This is a genomic window from Micromonospora sp. CNZ285, assembly GCF_004637285.1.
This window is the reverse complement of sequence record NZ_SPQD01000001.1, coordinates 433,945-450,536: the sequence shown is the minus strand read 5'-3', so window position 1 is coordinate 450,536 and position 16,592 is coordinate 433,945. Positions and strand designations below refer to the sequence as shown.

The 16,592-nt window shown below is 73.8% G+C and carries 12 protein-coding genes; 6 read left to right on the top strand and 6 right to left on the bottom strand.

All coding sequences use genetic code 11. The annotated features are described in order from the left end of the window. Positions 1 to 10: 10 nt before the first annotated feature. Positions 11 to 667, bottom strand: coding sequence for a response regulator transcription factor (locus CLT75_RS02115; protein ID WP_123109602.1), 657 nt, complete (start codon positions 665 to 667; stop codon positions 11 to 13). A gap of 84 nt (positions 668 to 751) precedes the next feature. On the opposite strand from CLT75_RS02115, the gene CLT75_RS02110 reads away from it, so the two are divergent. Both CLT75_RS02110 and CLT75_RS02105 read left to right on the top strand, forming a co-directional pair. After that, on the top strand, positions 752 to 1,090 hold the full coding sequence (locus tag CLT75_RS02110) for a DUF952 domain-containing protein (protein ID WP_135239228.1): 339 nt from the start codon (positions 752 to 754) through the stop codon (positions 1,088 to 1,090). A gap of 67 nt (positions 1,091 to 1,157) precedes the next feature. After that, the gene (locus CLT75_RS02105) at positions 1,158 to 1,700 is read left to right on the top strand and encodes an acyltransferase (protein ID WP_135239227.1); all 543 of its coding nucleotides are present in this window, start codon (positions 1,158 to 1,160) and stop codon (positions 1,698 to 1,700) included. A gap of 55 nt (positions 1,701 to 1,755) precedes the next feature. Here CLT75_RS02105 and CLT75_RS02100 read toward each other — a convergent pair whose 3' ends face one another. From CLT75_RS02100 to CLT75_RS02085, 4 genes are all read right to left on the bottom strand, one after another. After that, a complete protein-coding gene (locus CLT75_RS02100; RefSeq protein WP_135239226.1) occupies positions 1,756 to 3,501 on the bottom strand; it encodes a CDP-glycerol glycerophosphotransferase family protein in 1,746 nt (581 codons plus the stop codon). Positions 3,502 to 3,692: 191 nt separating this feature from the next. Further along, a complete protein-coding gene (locus CLT75_RS02095) occupies positions 3,693 to 4,976 on the bottom strand; it encodes a nucleotide sugar dehydrogenase (RefSeq protein ID WP_135239225.1) in 1,284 nt (427 codons plus the stop codon). A gap of 3 nt (positions 4,977 to 4,979) precedes the next feature. Continuing rightward, the gene (locus tag CLT75_RS02090; protein WP_135239224.1) at positions 4,980 to 6,548 is read right to left on the bottom strand and encodes a glycosyltransferase; all 1,569 of its coding nucleotides are present in this window, start codon (positions 6,546 to 6,548) and stop codon (positions 4,980 to 4,982) included. Then, positions 6,545 to 8,164, bottom strand: a complete 1,620-nt coding sequence (locus CLT75_RS02085; protein ID WP_486485035.1) for a glycosyltransferase family 4 protein — start codon at positions 8,162 to 8,164, stop codon at positions 6,545 to 6,547. The genes CLT75_RS02090 and CLT75_RS02085 overlap by 4 nt, the downstream gene beginning before the upstream one ends. A gap of 229 nt (positions 8,165 to 8,393) precedes the next feature. On the opposite strand from CLT75_RS02085, the gene CLT75_RS02080 reads away from it, so the two are divergent. Next, a complete protein-coding gene (locus tag CLT75_RS02080; RefSeq protein WP_135239223.1) occupies positions 8,394 to 9,584 on the top strand; it encodes a hypothetical protein in 1,191 nt (396 codons plus the stop codon). 3 nt (positions 9,585 to 9,587) lie between these two features. On the opposite strand, the gene CLT75_RS02075 is transcribed toward CLT75_RS02080, so the two are convergent. Then, complete coding sequence (locus CLT75_RS02075; RefSeq protein ID WP_135239222.1) at positions 9,588 to 11,489, bottom strand: DUF6311 domain-containing protein; 1,902 nt, start codon at positions 11,487 to 11,489, stop codon at positions 9,588 to 9,590. 439 nt (positions 11,490 to 11,928) lie between these two features. Between CLT75_RS02075 and wecB the strand changes: the two genes are divergently transcribed. Genes wecB through CLT75_RS02060 form a run of 3 tightly spaced genes read left to right on the top strand, consistent with a single transcriptional unit; the run spans position 11,929 to position 16,581 of the window. Next, positions 11,929 to 13,014 carry a non-hydrolyzing UDP-N-acetylglucosamine 2-epimerase gene (wecB, locus tag CLT75_RS02070; protein WP_135239221.1) on the top strand — a complete coding sequence of 362 codons (1,086 nt, stop codon included), beginning with the start codon at positions 11,929 to 11,931 and terminating at the stop codon, positions 13,012 to 13,014. Positions 13,015 to 13,048: 34 nt separating this feature from the next. Beyond that, positions 13,049 to 14,461 (top strand): glycosyltransferase, encoded by a 1,413-nt coding sequence (locus CLT75_RS02065; RefSeq protein ID WP_135239220.1) that lies wholly within the window; start codon positions 13,049 to 13,051, stop codon positions 14,459 to 14,461. Next, entirely contained in the window at positions 14,458 to 16,581 is a 2,124-nt protein-coding gene (locus CLT75_RS02060) for a glycosyltransferase family 1 protein (RefSeq protein WP_135239219.1), read from the top strand. The genes CLT75_RS02065 and CLT75_RS02060 overlap by 4 nt, the downstream gene beginning before the upstream one ends. Positions 16,582 to 16,592: the final 11 nt, after the last annotated feature.

Sequence of the window (16,592 nt, the reverse complement as noted above, 5' to 3'; positions counted from 1 at the left end):
GAACCGGCCCTCACGCCTCGCGGAGCCGGTAGCCGACCCCGCGTACGGTCTCCACCAGCGTCGGGTCGCCGAGCTTGCCGCGCAGCGACCCGACGTGCACCTCCACGGTGTGCCGGTCGGCCCAGGTGGTGCCCCACACGTCGAGCAGGATCCGCTCGCGCGGCACCGCCGCCCCGGGCTGGCGGGCCAGGGACAGCAGGATGTCGAACTCCTTGCGGGTGAGCGAGACGTCCCGGCCGGCCACCGTCACGGTCCGGCCGCCCACGTCGATGCGGACCGTACCGGCCTCGATCAGGTTGCGCTGCGGCGCGGTGTGCGCGGCCCGGCGCAGCACCGCCTCGATCCGCGCCTGCAGCTCCACCATCGAGAACGGCTTCACCACGTAGTCGTCGGCACCCAGCCGCAGCCCCAGCACCCGGTCGCGTTCCTCGCCGCGCGCGGTCACCGCGATGATGCCGAGCCGGCTGCTGCGCCGCCGCAGCTCGCGGCACAGGTCGGTGCCGTCGCCGTCGGGCAGCCCCAGGTCGAGCAGCACCAGGTCGCAGGGGGCGGCGGAGAGCGCGGCGGCCACCGTCGCGGCGTGTTCCACCTGGTAGCCACGCCGGGTCAGCGCGGACGACAACGCCGCGGCGACCCGGCGGTCGTCCTCGACCAGGAGGATCCGCACCCGTTCCTCCCTCGACTCGACGTGTTGCCCTGCGAATGGTGGCAGACGCGCCGCCGGGACGCGAGGCCGCTCTAGGCTGCTGGCGTGATCTACAAGATTCTCACCGACGACGAGTGGGCGCGGGCACGGGCGGACGGGCGGTTCGCCGGCACCGCGATGGACCGGCAGGACGGCTACGTCCACCTGTCCGCCGCCGACCAGGTGGTGGAGACCGCGCGGAGGTTCTTCGCCGGGGTCACCGGCCTGACCGTGCTCGCGGTGGACGAGTCCCGGCTCGGCGACGCGCTGCGCTGGGAGGAGTCCCGCGGCGGCGCGCTGTTCCCGCACCTGTACGGGGCGTTGCCGGTGGACGCGGTGGTCGCCGCGCACCCCCTGCCGGCCGACCGGCCCGCCGCCGACGCGGTGGCCGAACTGCTCGGGTGAGCGCTCGTTATGCTGCGTCGAGCCCGCCCGACGGCGCGACGCGCCCTGGCATGTGATGCGAGTTGAGATGACTGACAGCAACGACCGGTCCGCCTCCGTCTTCGTCCACCCGACGGCCGACGTGGAGTCCGGCGCCCAGGTCGGCGACGGCACCAAGGTCTGGCACCTGGCGCACATCCGGTCCAGCGCCCAGGTCGGCGCCGGCTGCGTGATCGGCCGCAACGTCTACGTCGACGCGGGCGTCACCGTCGGCGACCTGGTGAAGATCCAGAACAACGTCTCGGTCTACCAGGGTGTGACCATCGAGGACGAGGTGTTCGTGGGCCCGTGCGCGGTGTTCACGAACGACTTCCGCCCGCGCGCCCAGAATCCGGACTGGACGATCACCCCGACGCTCGTGCGCCGGGGCGCGTCGATCGGCGCGAACGCCACGCTGGTGTGCGGCATCGAGGTGGGCGAGTACGCGATGATCGCCGCCGGTTCGGTGGTGACCCGCGACGTCAAGCCGTACCAGCTGGTGGCCGGCAACCCGGCCCGCCCGAAGGGCTGGGTCGACGCCAAGGGCGAGGTCATCTCCCGCGACGTCGACAACCCGCCGCAGCAGGGCTGACCGGACGAACAGGGGCGACGACCGCGCCGGTCGTCGCCCTCGTCGTCGGTACGTCTCAGCCGCAGAGCCGGCCGATCTCGTCCCGGAACCGGTCCATCGGGTTCGACCCGGCCGGTCCGAGCAGGTACTCCTTCAGCTCCCGCCGCGCCCCGGTCATCGGGTCGTCGCCGGCCCGGGTCACGTCGAGGATCTTCGCCAGCTCACCGCAGTCCGCCGAGAGCAGGTACGCCGCCCGCGCGGTCGGGAACTGCCGCCGGAACTCGTCCTCGGGCAGACCGGCCGGGTTGGCCACCACGTACGGGCGCTCGCTCTGCACGAAGTCGGAAACCACGCTGGACACGTCGCTGACCAGCAGGTCGGTGACGTTGAAGCAGTCGAACAGCCCGGGCGTGCGGCCGGTGACCACGAGGTGCGCGGCGCCGTCCAGCGAGGACGGATCGGTCTCGCCGCCGGCCGCCTTGATCCGGGCCACGATCCGCTCGTGCACGGCGCGGGCCTTCGGCGAGCGCGTGCCGGTCAGCGGGTGCGGCTTGTAGATCACCCGCACGTCGCCGGCGAGCAGGCCGGACACGATCCGCTCCCCCATCAGCACCAGCGAGGTGTGGTACGGGTCGTCGTCGAGCCAGCCCTCCCAGGTCGGCGCGTACAGCACGGTGAACCGGTGGTCGGCGGCGCCGGAGCCGAAGGTGTGCACCCCGGCGAGCTGCGGCCGGCCGACCTCCACGATGTCGCGGTCCAGCACGCCGACGTCGGCCCGGGCGTACCGCTCCCGCCCGGCCGGCCCGGCCACCCAGACCTCGTCGTACACCTTGCTGTACGGGTTCACGCTCGCCTGCTTGTCGCTGTCGCCGTGGCCGACGAAGACGTGCTTGACGCCCGGCTCCCGCAGCAGGTGGATGTTGGCGCCGACGTTCGCCGCGTACAGCGCCACACGCAGCGAGCTGAGGTCCAGGTTCATGAAGTCCACGCCGGCCGGCACGCAGATCACCGGCAGCCGGGTGTCGGCGAGCTGCTCGAACGCGTCCGCGGCGCGCAGCAGCACGACGGCGCGGCGGCCGGTCGCCTCCACCGGCGCGAGCCACATGTTGGCCTGGTAGACGTCCTTGGCCGGGCCGGCGAAGTAGAGCGCCACCTCGGGCCGTTCCCGGGCCATCCAGTCGTGCACGGCGGGCAGCACACCCGGGGCCTTGCCCCGGCCGCGCAGCGCGGTGAGCGCCAGCACCGCGGCGGTGACCAGGCCGGCGGCGAGCGTGACCAGGCCGGTGACCACCACCGGCGCGACCCGGTCGAGCGCGGCGGCCACCACCGCCGCGGGCACCAGCAGCAGGTTCAGCAGCGGCATGTGCAGCCCGGCCAGCCGCCGCGCCCAGGCCGGCGGCACCGGCACCCGCCGCAGCGCGCCGAGGTCGATGTTGCGGGTGTACGCCGGCGGGTCGACCCGGCCGTCGATCACCTTGGTCACCGCGTTTGTGGCGACCGCGACCGTCCACAGCGCGGCGGGCAGCAGCAGGACGGCGACGGTGCCGGCCACGCCGGGACGCACCGCGGCGATCACCAGCAGGGCCACCGACAGGTCCCGCACCAGCCGCCGGAAGGTCGTGCCGAGACCGGCTTTGTCCAGCAGCGTGGCGGTCCCGGTGTGCCGCCCGGCCAGGGCCAGCTCACCGGCGACGGCGACCACGGCGGCCACCGCGTACGGGACCACCAGGCCGAGGACTCCGGCGAGGACCATGACCGCGTAGCCGAGAAGCGTCGCGCCGACCGCGGCGAGACCCTGCTGGCTGCGTACTCTGCTCAACAACGAACGCTCCCTGTCTGCCCCGCCGATGTCGGTCCGAGTCGATCTCCGACGGCTGCGACCCTAAACGGATCACATGACACAAGTATTGCCGGGGTGTCCGGCAGGTGAACTCCGGACGGCGTCATGACGATGACGGCATGCGACGGGCCCCGGTCGTCCGAGAACGGCCGGGGCCCGAGAAACCGCTGGGGTCAGCCCCCGATGACCACCCGGCGCACGCCGGTCCAGCGCGCCGGGTCGGTGACCCGGCGGCCGTCGACCAGCACCGTCACGCCCGGCAGGTCGGCCGGGGCGAGGGTGCGGTACTCCGCGTGGTCGGCCTGGATGACAGCGGCGCCGACCGGCTCGCCGTCGTAGCCGGGCAGGCCGTGCGCGACCAGTTCCTCGTTGGTGTACATCGGGTCCGACACGTACGGCACCGCACCCCGGCGGCGCAGCGCCTCCACGGTCGGGAAGACGCCGGAGAACGCGGTCTCCTTCACGCCACCCCGGTAGGCGGCGCCCAGCACCAGCACACCCACCCCGGTCAGGTCGCCGTACGCGGCGGCGAGCAGGTCGACCGCGTACTCCGGCATGGCCGCGTTGGCCTCGCGGGCCGAGCGGACCACGGTGGCGGCCGGGTCGTTCCACAGGTACATCCGCGGGTAGATCGGGATGCAGTGGCCGCCGACGGCGATACCCGGCGAGTGGATGTGGCTGTACGGCTGCGTGTTGCACGCCTCGATGACCTTGGTGACGTCCACGCCGACGGTGTCGGCGAAGCGGGCGAACTGGTTCGCCAGGCCGATGTTCACGTCCCGGTAGGTCGTCTCGGCGAGCTTGGCCAGCTCGGACGCCTCGGCCGAGCCGAGGTCCCACACGCCGTTGGGGCGGTCCAGGTCGGGGCGCTCGTCGAAGTCGAGCACCGCCTCGTAGAACCGCACGCCGTGCGCGGCCGACGCCTCGTCGATGCCGCCGACCAGCTTCGGGTAGCGGCGCAGGTCGGCGAAGACCCGGCCGGTGAGCACCCGCTCCGGGCTGAACACCAGGTGGAAGTCGGTGCCGGCGGTCAGGCCGGAGCCCTCGGCGAGCATCGACGCCCACCGGTTACGGGTGGTGCCGACCGGCAGCGTGGTCTCGTAGCTGACCAGCGTGCCCGGCTTCAGCCCACGGGCGATGGCCCGGGTGGCGTCGTCCATCCAGCCGAAGTCCGGCACGCCCTCGGCGTCCACGAACAGCGGCACGACCACGACGACCGCCTCCGACTCGGCGACCGCGGTGGCGGTGTCGGTGGTGGCCGACAGCAGGCCGGCGGCCACCGCCTCCTTGAGCTTGACGTCCAGGTCGGCCTCACCCGGGAAGGGCACGGCACCGTCGTTGACCAGCTGGACGACCCGCTCGGAGACGTCGGCGCCGATCACCCGGTGCCCCTTGGACGCGAACTGCACGGCCAGCGGCAGACCGATCTTGCCGAGCGCGACGACGCAGATGTTCATGAACTACTTTCCTCCAGAGGGCCAGATTCGGCGCAGGCGGGCAAGGAACCGACCGGGGGTCACCGGCGTGATCGCGACGATCACCTGGCCCTTGTGGTTCGTGGTGGGCGTGACGAGGTGCCAGCGGACACCGCGCCGGGCCACCAGCCGGGGTGCGGCGACAGGGCGGTCGGTGCGCAACGGCGCCGAGCCCGTCCCGCCCAGGGCGGAGACCTCGGCGCGTACGATACGACGCTCACCTGTCCCCGCGACGACCGCCAGCAACCGGTCCACCGCGAAGTCCGTCCGTACGACGGTACCGGGGCCGGACGCCTCGACCGACGTGACACCCGTCAGATCGCCCACGCTGACCCGCAGCGCCTCCGCGTTCAGCTCGGCCAGCTCGGCCCAGCGGCTGCGCGCGGTGACCACCAGGGCCCGGGCGCCGGCGGCGTCGCGTCCCCAGGCCAGCCCGGTCGCGGTCAGCTTGGCCAGTATCGCGGCGGCGCGGTCGGTGACGTCGTACCAGTCGTCCGGGTAGCCGAACGCCGGGTCGCGGAAGCCGACCTGGCCGGCGTACCAGCGGTCGCCCTCGATGATCACCTCGGGCAGCGACCGGTCGGCGTGCTGGCCGACGATCGTGCGCAGCGCGTCGAGGTCGCCGTCACGCGCCACCGCGACCCGCAGCCGCTCCTCGGGCGCCATCCGGGCGGTCACCCCGTCGGTCAGGTACGCCTCGGCGAGCTTGCGGATCCGGTCGTGGACCTGCCGCTGCACATCCGGGGAGAGGGCGAGGAACTCCGTGCGGAGCAGCTTCGCCACCTCCCAGGTGAAGTGACGCACCAGCACGGCGTCCCGCCGCGGGCCGGGCTCGATCAGCCCGGCGACGAAACCGACGAGCTCCTCGGCGCAGCGCAGCCGCTCCTCGAACCGACTGGCATACGTGATGTTCTGGGCGTTGTCCCGCTTGACCGCGTAGTAGTACTCGTAGTCGCCGAGGACCGACACCTTCTTGGCCCGGAAGCACGCCTCCAGCGTGAACGGCTGGTCGCTGCCCATCGGCATGTCCGTGCGGTACCGCAGGCCGTGCCGCTCGATCAGGTCCCGCCGGAACAGCTTGGTGTTCGACAACGACCAGGGCAGGTCGCTGCCGAACAGGTCGAGCCGCTCCTGGGTGGTGGCGTAGACGGCCTGGTGCACGTAGCGCTTGTTGGTGCCGACCATCCGGCCCAGCACCACGTCGGAGTCCCACCGGTCGGCGGCGTCGACCAGGCGCTCCAGCGCCTCCGGGCCGAGATGGTCGTCCGAGCCGATGAAGAAGACGTACCGGCCGCGGGCGTGGTCGAGCGCCACGTTGCTCGGTGCCGCCGGGCCGCCGGAGTTGGCCTGGTGCAGCACCCGGACCGTGCCCGGGTACCGCTTGGCGTAGCGGTCCAGTTCGGCGCCGCTGCCGTCGGTGGAGCCGTCGTCGACGGCGACGACCTCCAGCCGGTCCAGCCCGATGGTCTGCCCGACGAGCGAGTCCAGGCAGGCGGTCAGGTACGGCATGGTGTTGTAGACGGCGACCACCACTGTCACGTCCGGCCCGCTCACGCCCCCACCTCCACCTGCGCCGGCTCCACCGGTGCGTGCGCCGCCGGCGCCGGCCGGGGCGGTGCGTCCGGCAGCAGCCGCGAGTAGACCTCGTCGAGCACCCGCGCCTGCGCCTCCCACGTCCAGCCGGCCAGCAGGCCCGGCCGGTCGTACGCGGCGCGGTACCGCTGCGGGTCGGCGAGCACCGCGGTGACCGCGCGGACGAAGTCGGTCACGTCCTCGGCGCGGAACACCTCGCCCTGACCGGTCTCCCGGACAGTCTCGGCCATGGTGCGCACGTCGGACACGACCAGCGGCAGACCGGCGTGTGAATACTCGAAGAACTTGGTGATCAGCGCGATCTCGTGGTTCGGCCAGTGCTGGATCGGGATGACGCCGACCTGCGCGCCGCTGAGGAACCGGACGACCTGGTGGTGCGGCACGTACGGCAGCACGTGCAGCCGGTCCGCCACGCCCAGCTCGCCGGCCCGGGTGACCAGGCCCCTGACGTACGCCGAGTCGGGTTTGTTCACCACGAACGCGACGTGCGCGCCGGGCAGCCGGGGCAGCGCCTCGACCATCACGCCGAGGCCGCGCTTGGCGGCGGCCACCCCGCTGTAGACGAGCAGCGGCTCGTCCGGCCCGAGCCCGCAGCGGGCGCGGATGTCCGGCACCGGCTCGGCCGGGTCGGCCGGCAGCTCGTCCACCGCTGGGGCGTTCAGCACGACCGCTGGCCGTTCGGCCAGCCCGTGCTCGGTGCGCAGCAGGTCGGCCAGGCCACCGGAGACGGTCATGGTGGCGTCGGCGTACGGCACGTACTCCCGTTCGTGCGCCACGTTGCCGGGCAGCCAGCGGGCGTTGTCGCGCCACGGCTGCACGCCGGGAAGATATTCGTGGGCGTCCCAGAGCAGCGCGATCCGGCGGCCCTTCGCGGCGGCCCGGACCTTCGCGCGGGCGCCGACGCCGAGCATCCGGAAGTCGTTGGCGTGGATCAGGTCCGGCGCCAGCTCGTCGACCACCGGGCCGTAGGCCAGCTCGTAGTCCCACAGGCCGGGCTCCAGGCGCCGCCACGCGCCGTCGCCGCGCAGCCCGCGCCAGAACATCGTGTACGCGCGGTCCCAGGGGCCGTCCAGCTTGCGGCCCTTGCGGGCCCGGGTGAGCTGACGGTTGCGGAAGCCGACCCACTTGCGGGTCAGGCCGGACAGCTTCTCCTCGGCGCGCAGCGCGGCCCACTGCAGCCCGCCCGGCCGGCCTACGCCGGACTCGCGGGCCGCGACGGTGAGCGCCGCCCGGCGTACCGCCAGGTCCGCGCGCCAGGCCTTGACCGCCTGCGTACGGTGCGCCGCGATGCCGCTGGGCGGATAGGCGAGCGGGTGCCGCAGCCAGGCCCGGCGGAACTCGTGCCGGCGGCGGGCCAGCGGCTCGGGCATCGGCACGAGGCGTACCTCGGCGGCGCCGAGGCGCCAGCTCTGCGGACTGCCGACCGGCGCCCGGCCGAGCAGCACGACGTCCCAGCCGGCGTCGGCGGCGGACCGGGCCGCCTTCTGCACCCGGGAGTCACCGATGACCCCGTTGTCCACCAGCATCACGACCCGTCCCCGGGTGCCCGCCGCTGCGGTCGTGCCGTCAGATCCCATTCCTGCCCGTTTCGTCGTCGCCAGCGCCGCGCCCGCGGACCCGAGCGAGTCTACGACAGCGGATCGGGCCCGGACGTCCGCCGCCGCCGGTGCCCCCCGACCTGCTGTGACGGTTGCTACCCTCCAACCTGTTCAACGACCGGCGCCCGCTCCGAGTCGTTCGCCGGGTCGCCGGCCGCGCCACGCGGGCCCTCGGCCAACCCCAGCTCAGCGCGAACGGGACCGCACAATGGACGTGGTGACCACCGAGGAACCCAGCCGGCCCGCACCAGCACCGGCGACCGAGCCGGCCACAGCCGATCGCGCCCGGCCCAGTCCCGTCCGGCGGCTGCGCGACGCCGCCCGGGACGCGGCGCCCGCGCTGGCGGTCTACGCGGTGATCCGGCTGATCGGCGTGGCGGCCGTGTACGTCTGGGCGCGGTCGCTGAACCTCTCCCCGGCACGCGAGCTGACCCTGTCCGACGCGACGTACTACCTCGCCATCGCCCAGCGGGGCTACGACGGGTACGAACGGGTGCAGAGCGACATGGCGTTCTTCCCGCTCTACCCGGCCCTGATCGGCGTGGTGGAACGGGTCACCCCGCTCGGCCCGCGTACCGCCGGGCTGGCCGTGGCCACGCTCGCCGGCCTGGCGGCGGCCTGGGCGCTGTACGCGATCGGCTCGTACCTGCACGACCGCCGCACCGGCGTGGTGCTCGCCGCGCTCTGGGCCGCGCTGCCGCACGCCGTCGTGCAGTCGATGGCCTACAGCGAGACGCTGTTCACCGCGCTGGCCGCGTGGACGCTGTACGCGCTGCTGCGCCGGCACTGGCTGACCGCGGGCGTGCTCTGCCTGTTCGCCGGCCTGACCCGGCCCACCGCCTCGTCGCTGATCCCGGTGGTCGGCCTGGCCGCGCTGCTGGCGGTGGTCCGGCGCCGGGACGGCTGGCGGCCGTGGGTGGCGATGCTGCTCGCCCCGACCGGCTGGCTCGCCTACCTGGCCTGGGTGGGTGTCCAGACCGGGCGGCCGGACGGCTGGTTCCACATCCAGTCCGCCGGCTGGCGCAGCCACTTCGACTTCGGCGTGGACACGTTCCGGCGAGGGCGCGAGGTGCTGGCGGTGTCCGCCACGCCGCAGATGCTCGTGGTGAGCGTGGTGCTGCTGCTGGCGCTGATGTTCTTCGTGCTCAGCGTGATCGACCGCCAGCCCTGGGAGTTGCTGCTGTTCAGCGGGCTGATGATCGTCACCACGCTCGGCGCGGCGGGCTACTACCACTCCAAGGCGCGGTTCCTGGTGCCGGCGTTCGCGCTGCTGCTGCCGGCCGCCGTCGGCCTGGCCCGGGCCGGGCGGGCCCGGGCCGTCACCGTGCTGGTCGCGCTCACCGCGTTCTCGACCTACTTCGGCGGCTACCTGCTGCTCATCTGGACCCGGTCGCCGTGACGCTCACCGGGTGAGCGGGCGGACGTCCCACAGCCAGACGTCCGCCACCCGCCGGCCCGGCCCGTACAACGCGTCGAGCACCACCTTGAGGTCGTCGTGGCGGCGGGCCCGGTCCGGCAGCGCCACCGCGTCGGCCTTCCAGTGCCGCACGTCGGCGCGGGCCTGCTCGACGTCGGCGGGGCCGACAGCGGTGTCCCGCTGGCCCCGCGACACGGCGGTGAGCAGCTTCGCGGTCGGCTGCGGCTCGACGCCCCACCGGCCGGTGTTGTCGGTCTTGGAGACCGGCCCGAGGAAGTACCCCTCCGGTACGGCGAAGCCGGCCAGCGCGGCGGAACTCCAGTACAGCGACGTCATGCCGTCGACCGGGACCGGCACCAGGGTGCGGCCGGGGGCGACGTGCTCCTTCCAGACGCCGGCGGTGACGAAGTCCGGCACCGGGTTGCGCCCGCGCGCCTCCAGCGGGGTGGGCAGGATCGGCAGCAGCGCGGCGAACAGCGCGACGGCGGCCAGACGGGGCACCAGCCGGGACTGGCCGGGCTCGTCCGCCCGTACCCGGGCCACCCGGTCCCCGGCCACCGCGAACAGCACGCCGAGCGCCACCGTGGTGATCAGCGCGAACCGGGAGACCACCACCGAGTCGAACACCGGCAGCTCGGACACCAGCGCGAACGGCGCCGGCACGTCGGTGCGGCGGGTGCCCACGGTCCAGGTGGTGCCGATCGAGAAGAACGCCGAGATCAGCGCGACCACGGCGAGCACCCGGATCACGATCTCGCGGCGCAGCCACAGGGCGGCGCCGATCGCGAGGATCATCACCGACCAGCCGTAGAAGCTGGCCTGCTCGGTGGTGTTCGGGCCCCAGCGCAGGGCGCTGGTGGGGCTGCCGGCCACGGACTCGGTGGCGTACCGCACGAACGAGCCGAGGGTCAGCGCGTAGACGTCCGGGTCGCCCGGGTGACCGACCCGGTGCTGCGGGCCGGCGAACTGCATCCACAGCGGGTACGCCGAGGCCGCACCGACGAGCACGCCGGTGATGGCGAGCCCGCCGAGCATCGGCCCGGCCCGGCGCAGCGCCTCACGCGGCCGGAAGATCACGTAGCCGATGACCATCATCAGGCAGCCGAGCGCGGTCAGGAACAGGATCTCCAGGCTCACGAAGAACTGCGCCACCACGAGCGCGCCCAGCACCAGGCCGTTGCGCACCGGGCGGCCGTCCCGGGCCAGCCGGATCACCTGCCAGAGGATGAACGGCACCAGCCACTGGGCGGTGATGTGCGGGTGGCCGTTGCTGTGCGACACCAGCGCCGGCGCGAACGCGCAGAACAGGCCGCCGGCGAACGCCGCCGCCCGGGACGAGACCAGGTTGCGGGACAGCACGTGGTACCAGGCGTACGCGGTGCCGGCCAGGTTGAGCGTGATGAACAGCAGGTACGCGAACGGCGCGCCGAACAGCAGGGTGACCGGGGACAGCACCAGCCCGGGCAGCTGCATGCCGACGTTCGTCATCAGGTTCACGCCGTCCGGGGCGTTCTGCAACGAGGTGAAGAACGGGTTCTCCAGGTTGCTGACCGCGTGCGCGGCGTACGCCAGCATCCACTCGTTGAAGCCCTGGTCGTTCGGGCGGCTGCCGAGCAGCCGGCCGTCGGGGTTCACCCAGCCCCGCGCGGTCACCCAGAACGCGCCGGCCAGGTAGATCGCCGCGACCAGCAGATCCGGCCGCATCCGGTGCCACCGCCCCGGGCGGTCGGCACGCTCCGCCGCGGCGGTCTCCGGCTGCGGCGCGGCGTCGGCGGGCCGGTCCGCGCCGTCGGCGGCCGGCGGCTTCGCGGTCTCGTCGGTGGCGTCGGCCACCGTTCCACCGGCGTCTGCGGTGCGGGTACGGGTCTCGGGCCCGGGGGCGGTCATGGCGCCGTAGTGTACGCAAGCCGGGCTGCGGCGCCGGGCCAGGCTCGCCCGGCCCGGTGAAGACTCGGCGACGATCCCCCGGCGGCGGGACGTACCGGCGGTGACCGGGCCGTGCCGCGACGGCCGCGAGCCGCCGGGCGGGCGCCCGCCGGACCGGGGTGATCCGGCCGGTTCGGTTAGGCTGGTCCCTCGTGTCCCGTTCCACGCCACCGGTCACCGTGCTCCCCGTCGGGGCGGCGGCGTCCGGTGACGGCGGGTGGCCCGGCCCACCATCGCGTACCGGCCGCGTCCGCGTACGTCGTCCGGCGGCGGGTGGGGCACTACTATTCCTAGGGCCTGCGGGCACCGGCCCGGCCACCCGGCCGGGGTCCACGGCCTCCCGACTCGGGCGGCGGCCGGTCCGCACCGAGAATCCGTCGCAGATCACGAGGAGTCACGTGTGAAGGTCGTCAGCATCGTCGGCGCCCGACCGCAGTTGGTGAAGCTGGCGCCCATCGCGGCGGCGTTCGCCGAGGACGGGTGCGAGCACGTGATCGTGCACACCGGCCAGCACTACGACGCCGACCTGTCCGACGTCTTCTTCTCCGGCCTCGGCATCCCCGACCCGGACGTGCACCTGGGGATCGGCTCCGGCAGCCACGGCGTGCAGACCGGCAACACCCTGGCCGCCCTGGACCCGGTGCTCGCCGCCGAGGCGCCGGACTGGGTGCTGGTGTACGGCGACACCAACTCGACGCTGGCCGGCACGCTGTCGGCGGTGAAGCAGCACCTGCGGGTGGCGCACCTGGAGGCCGGGCTGCGGTCGTTCAACCGGCGGATGCCGGAGGAGCACAACCGGGTGCTCACCGACCACGCCGCCGATCTGCTGCTCGCCCCCACCGAGGAGGCCGTCCGGCACCTCGCCACCGAGGGCCTGGCCGCCCGTACCGAACTGGTCGGCGACGTGATGGTGGACGTCTGCCTGCGGGTCCGCGACGACGTGGCGCGGGGCGGGCAGCCCCGCCCGGCGCTGCCCGACGGCATCGACCCGGACGCGCCGTACCTGCTCGCCACGCTGCACCGCGCGGAGAACACCGACGACCCGAAGCGGCTCGCCGCGCTGCTCGACGCGCTCGCCGACCTGCCCGTGCCGGTCGCGCTGCTGGCCCACCCGCGGCTGGTCGCCCGCGCCGACCAGCACGGGCTGAAGCTGACCCGGGGCGCGCTGCACGCCGGCCGGCCGCTGCCGTACGCCGCGATGGTGGCCGCCGTGGTCGGCTCCGCCGGCGTGGTCACCGACTCGGGCGGCCTCCAGAAGGAGGCGTACCTGCTGGACCGGCCGTGCACCACGCTGCGCACCGAGACGGAGTGGGTCGAGACGCTCGCCGACGGCTGGAACGTGCTGGTGCCGGATCCGCGCGAGCTGGGCGCCCGGTGGGCGGCCACCGCGACGCGTCCCGCCCCGGAGGCGCCGCGCGGCACCCCGTACGGTGACGGCCGGGCGGCCCGGCGGGTCGCCGAGACGCTCCGGCGGCACCTGGCATGACGACGCGCTCCCTCCTCACGATCGGTTATCAGCGATGACCAACCACACCGTCCCGCTCCCCCGCTCGCGCAGCGGGAAGCGGCCGCACGCCATCTACCTCGCGATCGGCTTCCCGCCCGCGGCGAAGAGCAGCGCGTACCGGCTGCGCGAGACGGCGAACCAGTTCGTCGCCCAGGGCTGGGACGTCACCGTCATCACGATCTGCCAGCAGGCGTGGGAGCGGGAGTACGGCCTGGACCACACGCTGTCGGAGAAGGTCGACCCGCGGGTGCGGGTGGTCGAGCTGCCACTGATCCGGGAGGACCTGGAGACCGACATCAGGGCGTTCTCCGAGGAGCGTTCGCTGGACCCGGCGGGCTGGATCAAGCGGCTGCGCAAGCGTGAGCAGCAGGCGTTCCCGGAGCCGGTGTTCGGCGGCTGGCGGTACGAGCTGGAGAAGGCGGTGCTGCGGCTGCACCGCGAGCACCCGGCCGACCTGCTGCTCGCCTCCTGCGCGCCGTACGTGAACCTGGCGGCCACCCGGAAGCTGTGGGAGGAGCACAAGGTCCCGTACGCGGTCGACTTCCGCGACGGCTGGTCGCTCGACGTGATCGGCGGCGGCGAGGCGTTCACCCGCGACTCGGTCTCCGGCCGGTGGGAGTCCACAGTGCTGGAGAACGCGCTCGCGGTCTGGTGCGTCAACGACCCGATCGCCGGCTTCTACCGGGAGCGGTACCCGCACCTGGCCGACCGGGTGCACGTGGTGCGCAACGGCTACGACGAGGACAGCCTGCCGGACATCTCCGGCCGCTCGCCGGACCCGGCGGCCGGGCTGACCTTCGGCTACCTGGGCTCGGTCAACTTCAGCCCGGCGTTCCTGGAGTCGGTGCTGGACGCCTGGCGCATCGCCCGGCGCGACGACCCGCTGCTGGCCCGCTCCCGCTTCGAGGTGCGCGGGCACATCGGCGCGGGCGCGTCGCGTGAGGCCAACCGGCACATGGACCTGCTCAAGGAGGCCGCCGTCGACGGGGTCAGCTTCGGCGGCCCGGTGCCGAAGGCGGAGCTGGCGGCCACGTACGGCTCCTGGGACGCGCTGGTGCTGATGCTCGTCGGCGGGCGGTTCGTCACCTCCGGCAAGGTGTACGAGTTCATGGCCAGCGGCCTGCCCGTGCTCTCCGCCCACGACGTCGACCACGACGCCAGCAACGTGCTGGCCGGCCATCCGCTGTGGACCGGGGCGGTCGGGCTCGACCCGCACCGCCTCGCCGGCTCCTTCGTGGAGGCCGGCCGGCTCGCCCTGAAGGCGACCGACGCGGACCGTGCCGCCGCCCGGGACCTGGCCCGCCGTTTCGCCCGGCCCGCTGTGCTCGCCCCGGCGGTCCGCCGCCTCACCGAACTCGTCCGGCCCACCGGCGCCGGCGCGGCCACCCCGGCCACGACCTCCTCGACGGGAGATGCCCGACAGTGACCACAGTGCTCATCGTGGCCGCCGCCGCACCGAAGCAGCCGGCCGTGCTGATCGAGGCGCTGGAACGTTTCCGCAGCCGCGGCGCCCGCGTCACGGTGGCGTGCTTCTTCGACAGCGAGGAACTCCCCGTCGACCCGGCGCTGGCCGAGGTGCGGTCGTTCGTCGTACCCGCCGAGAAGCGCGACGCCCGGCTGCGGCGGGCGCTCGGCCGGGCGCAGGCCAACCGCAAGATCTGGCTGCACGCGCAGCGCCACGCCTGGCTGCGGCAGCGTTTCCGGTCCGCCGACCTGCTGGTGGCCCTGGACCCCCGGTCGGTCTACACGGTGTGGGAGATGGCCCAGCGCAACACCCGGGCCGGTGCGCACTTCGGGCTCGTGCCGGCGCAGCGGGCGCTCGACGCGCCGCGTACCGAGCCGGTCGGCAAGCGGCTGGAGCGGCAGGTCGCGGCGGCCGCCGGCATCGGCACCCGGGGCGCCAAGCGGGCGGCGGTGGAGACGGTGCGCACCACCGTCCAGAAGGCGACCGGCCAGCGGATCATGAGCAACCCGGCCGGTGCCTGGTTCTGGTCCCGCGCGGTGGCCGCGCCCCGCGTACCGGACCGGCTGCGCAGCAAGCTCGCGGTGCGGCTGCACGACAGCGCGGTCAAGGCGGGCCGCCCGGCGGTCGCCGCCCGGACCGCGGCGGCAGCGGTCAGCCGGATCAACAGCGCCGCCACACGCGCGGACGTGCTCACCAAGGCCGCGCAGGGCGAGCTGGCCCTCGGACACGTCCCGTCCGGCCTGCACGACGCGATCCGCGCCCAGCTCGCGCTGGCCGACGCCCGGCTGGCGAAGGACCCGAAGAAGGCCGCCGCGGCGGTGTCGCGGGCGTGGAGCCTGGCGTCCAACCGGGTGCTGCACTTCGACCGGCTCTCCTCGCCGATGAGCGACGACCCGGGCGCCTTCCTGGCGCCGTTCCGGGAGAGCGCGGCGGCGCGGAAGCTGTCCGAGCCGCGGGGCCGGCTCGCCCCGGCCGCCCCGCCGCCCACCGACCGGCCGCTGCGGCTGCTGGTCACCACGCTGATCAACGACAACTTCCTGCAGGAGATCCTGGAGCGTTACCGGGCCATGCCGAACGTGGAGGTCCGTTTCCTGGACCTGTACGAGGATCCGGTGACCCGTCCGCTGGCGCTCAGCGGCAGCACCGTGATGGAACACCTGCTCGGCGCCGAGTCGACGTACGGGGCCAAGATCGAGGAGTGGCTGCGGCCGCACCTGGACTGGGCCGACACCGTGTTCGTCGACTGGTGCCAGGCCACCGCCGCGCTGTTCACGCTGCACGACCCGGGGACCGCCCGGATCATCGTCCGGCTGCACAGCTTCGAGGCGTTCAACTTCTGGCCGCACCTGGTGGACTTCTCCCGGGTCGACGACGTCGTCTTCGTCTCCGAGCACCTGCGGGACCTGTCCACCGCGGTGCTGCCGCAGCTCACCGGCGAACGCGCCCCCCGGCTGTGGGTGGTCGACAACGCGATGGACCTGCAGCGCTACCCCCGGGCCAAGCCGGCCGACGCCCGGTTCACGCTGGGGCTGGTCGGGTTCAGCTCGGTGGCGAAGGATCCGCGGTGGGCGATCGACGTCCTGCGGAAGCTGCGGGAGCACGACGAGCGGTACAACCTGACGCTGATCGGCAGCAACTTCAACAACCGGACCAGCAAGCCGGCGAAGGACTACGGCCGGCTGCTCGCCAAGGACCTGGCCGAGCTGGAGCCGCTGGGCGCGGTCCGGCGCTACGGGCAGACCGACGACGTGCCGGGCGCGCTCCAGGAGGTCGGCGTCATCCTCAGCACCTCGGTGCGGGAGAGCTTCCACTGCGGTCTGGTGGAGGGCGCGGCGAGCGGCGCGGTGCCGGTGGTGCGGGACTGGCCGTTCTTCGCCGGCAAGCCGCACGGCGCCCGTACCCTCTTCCCCGCCGACTGGATGGCGGACACCCCGGCGGAGGCGGCGGAGCGGATCCTGGCCGTCACCGCGACCGAGCAGACGTGGGCGGAGGCCGGCCGGGCCGCCTCGGAGCACGTGCTGAAGACCTGGGACTGGGCCGTCACCCAGGCCGACTACGACCGGCTGCTGCTGGGCGACTGAGCAGGCGCAAC

Coding starts and splice junctions, on each gene's coding strand:
- CLT75_RS02080 (WP_135239223.1), top strand. CDS start 8,394: ATGGACGTGGTGACCACCGAGGAACCCAGCCGGCCCGCACCAGCACCG.
- CLT75_RS02075 (WP_135239222.1), bottom strand. CDS start 11,489: ATGACCGCCCCCGGGCCCGAGACCCGTACCCGCACCGCAGACGCCGGT.
- CLT75_RS02105 (WP_135239227.1), top strand. CDS start 1,158: ATGACTGACAGCAACGACCGGTCCGCCTCCGTCTTCGTCCACCCGACG.
- CLT75_RS02095 (WP_135239225.1), bottom strand. CDS start 4,976: ATGAACATCTGCGTCGTCGCGCTCGGCAAGATCGGTCTGCCGCTGGCC.
- CLT75_RS02065 (WP_135239220.1), top strand. CDS start 13,049: ATGACCAACCACACCGTCCCGCTCCCCCGCTCGCGCAGCGGGAAGCGG.
- CLT75_RS02085 (WP_486485035.1), bottom strand. CDS start 8,164: ATGGGATCTGACGGCACGACCGCAGCGGCGGGCACCCGGGGACGGGTC.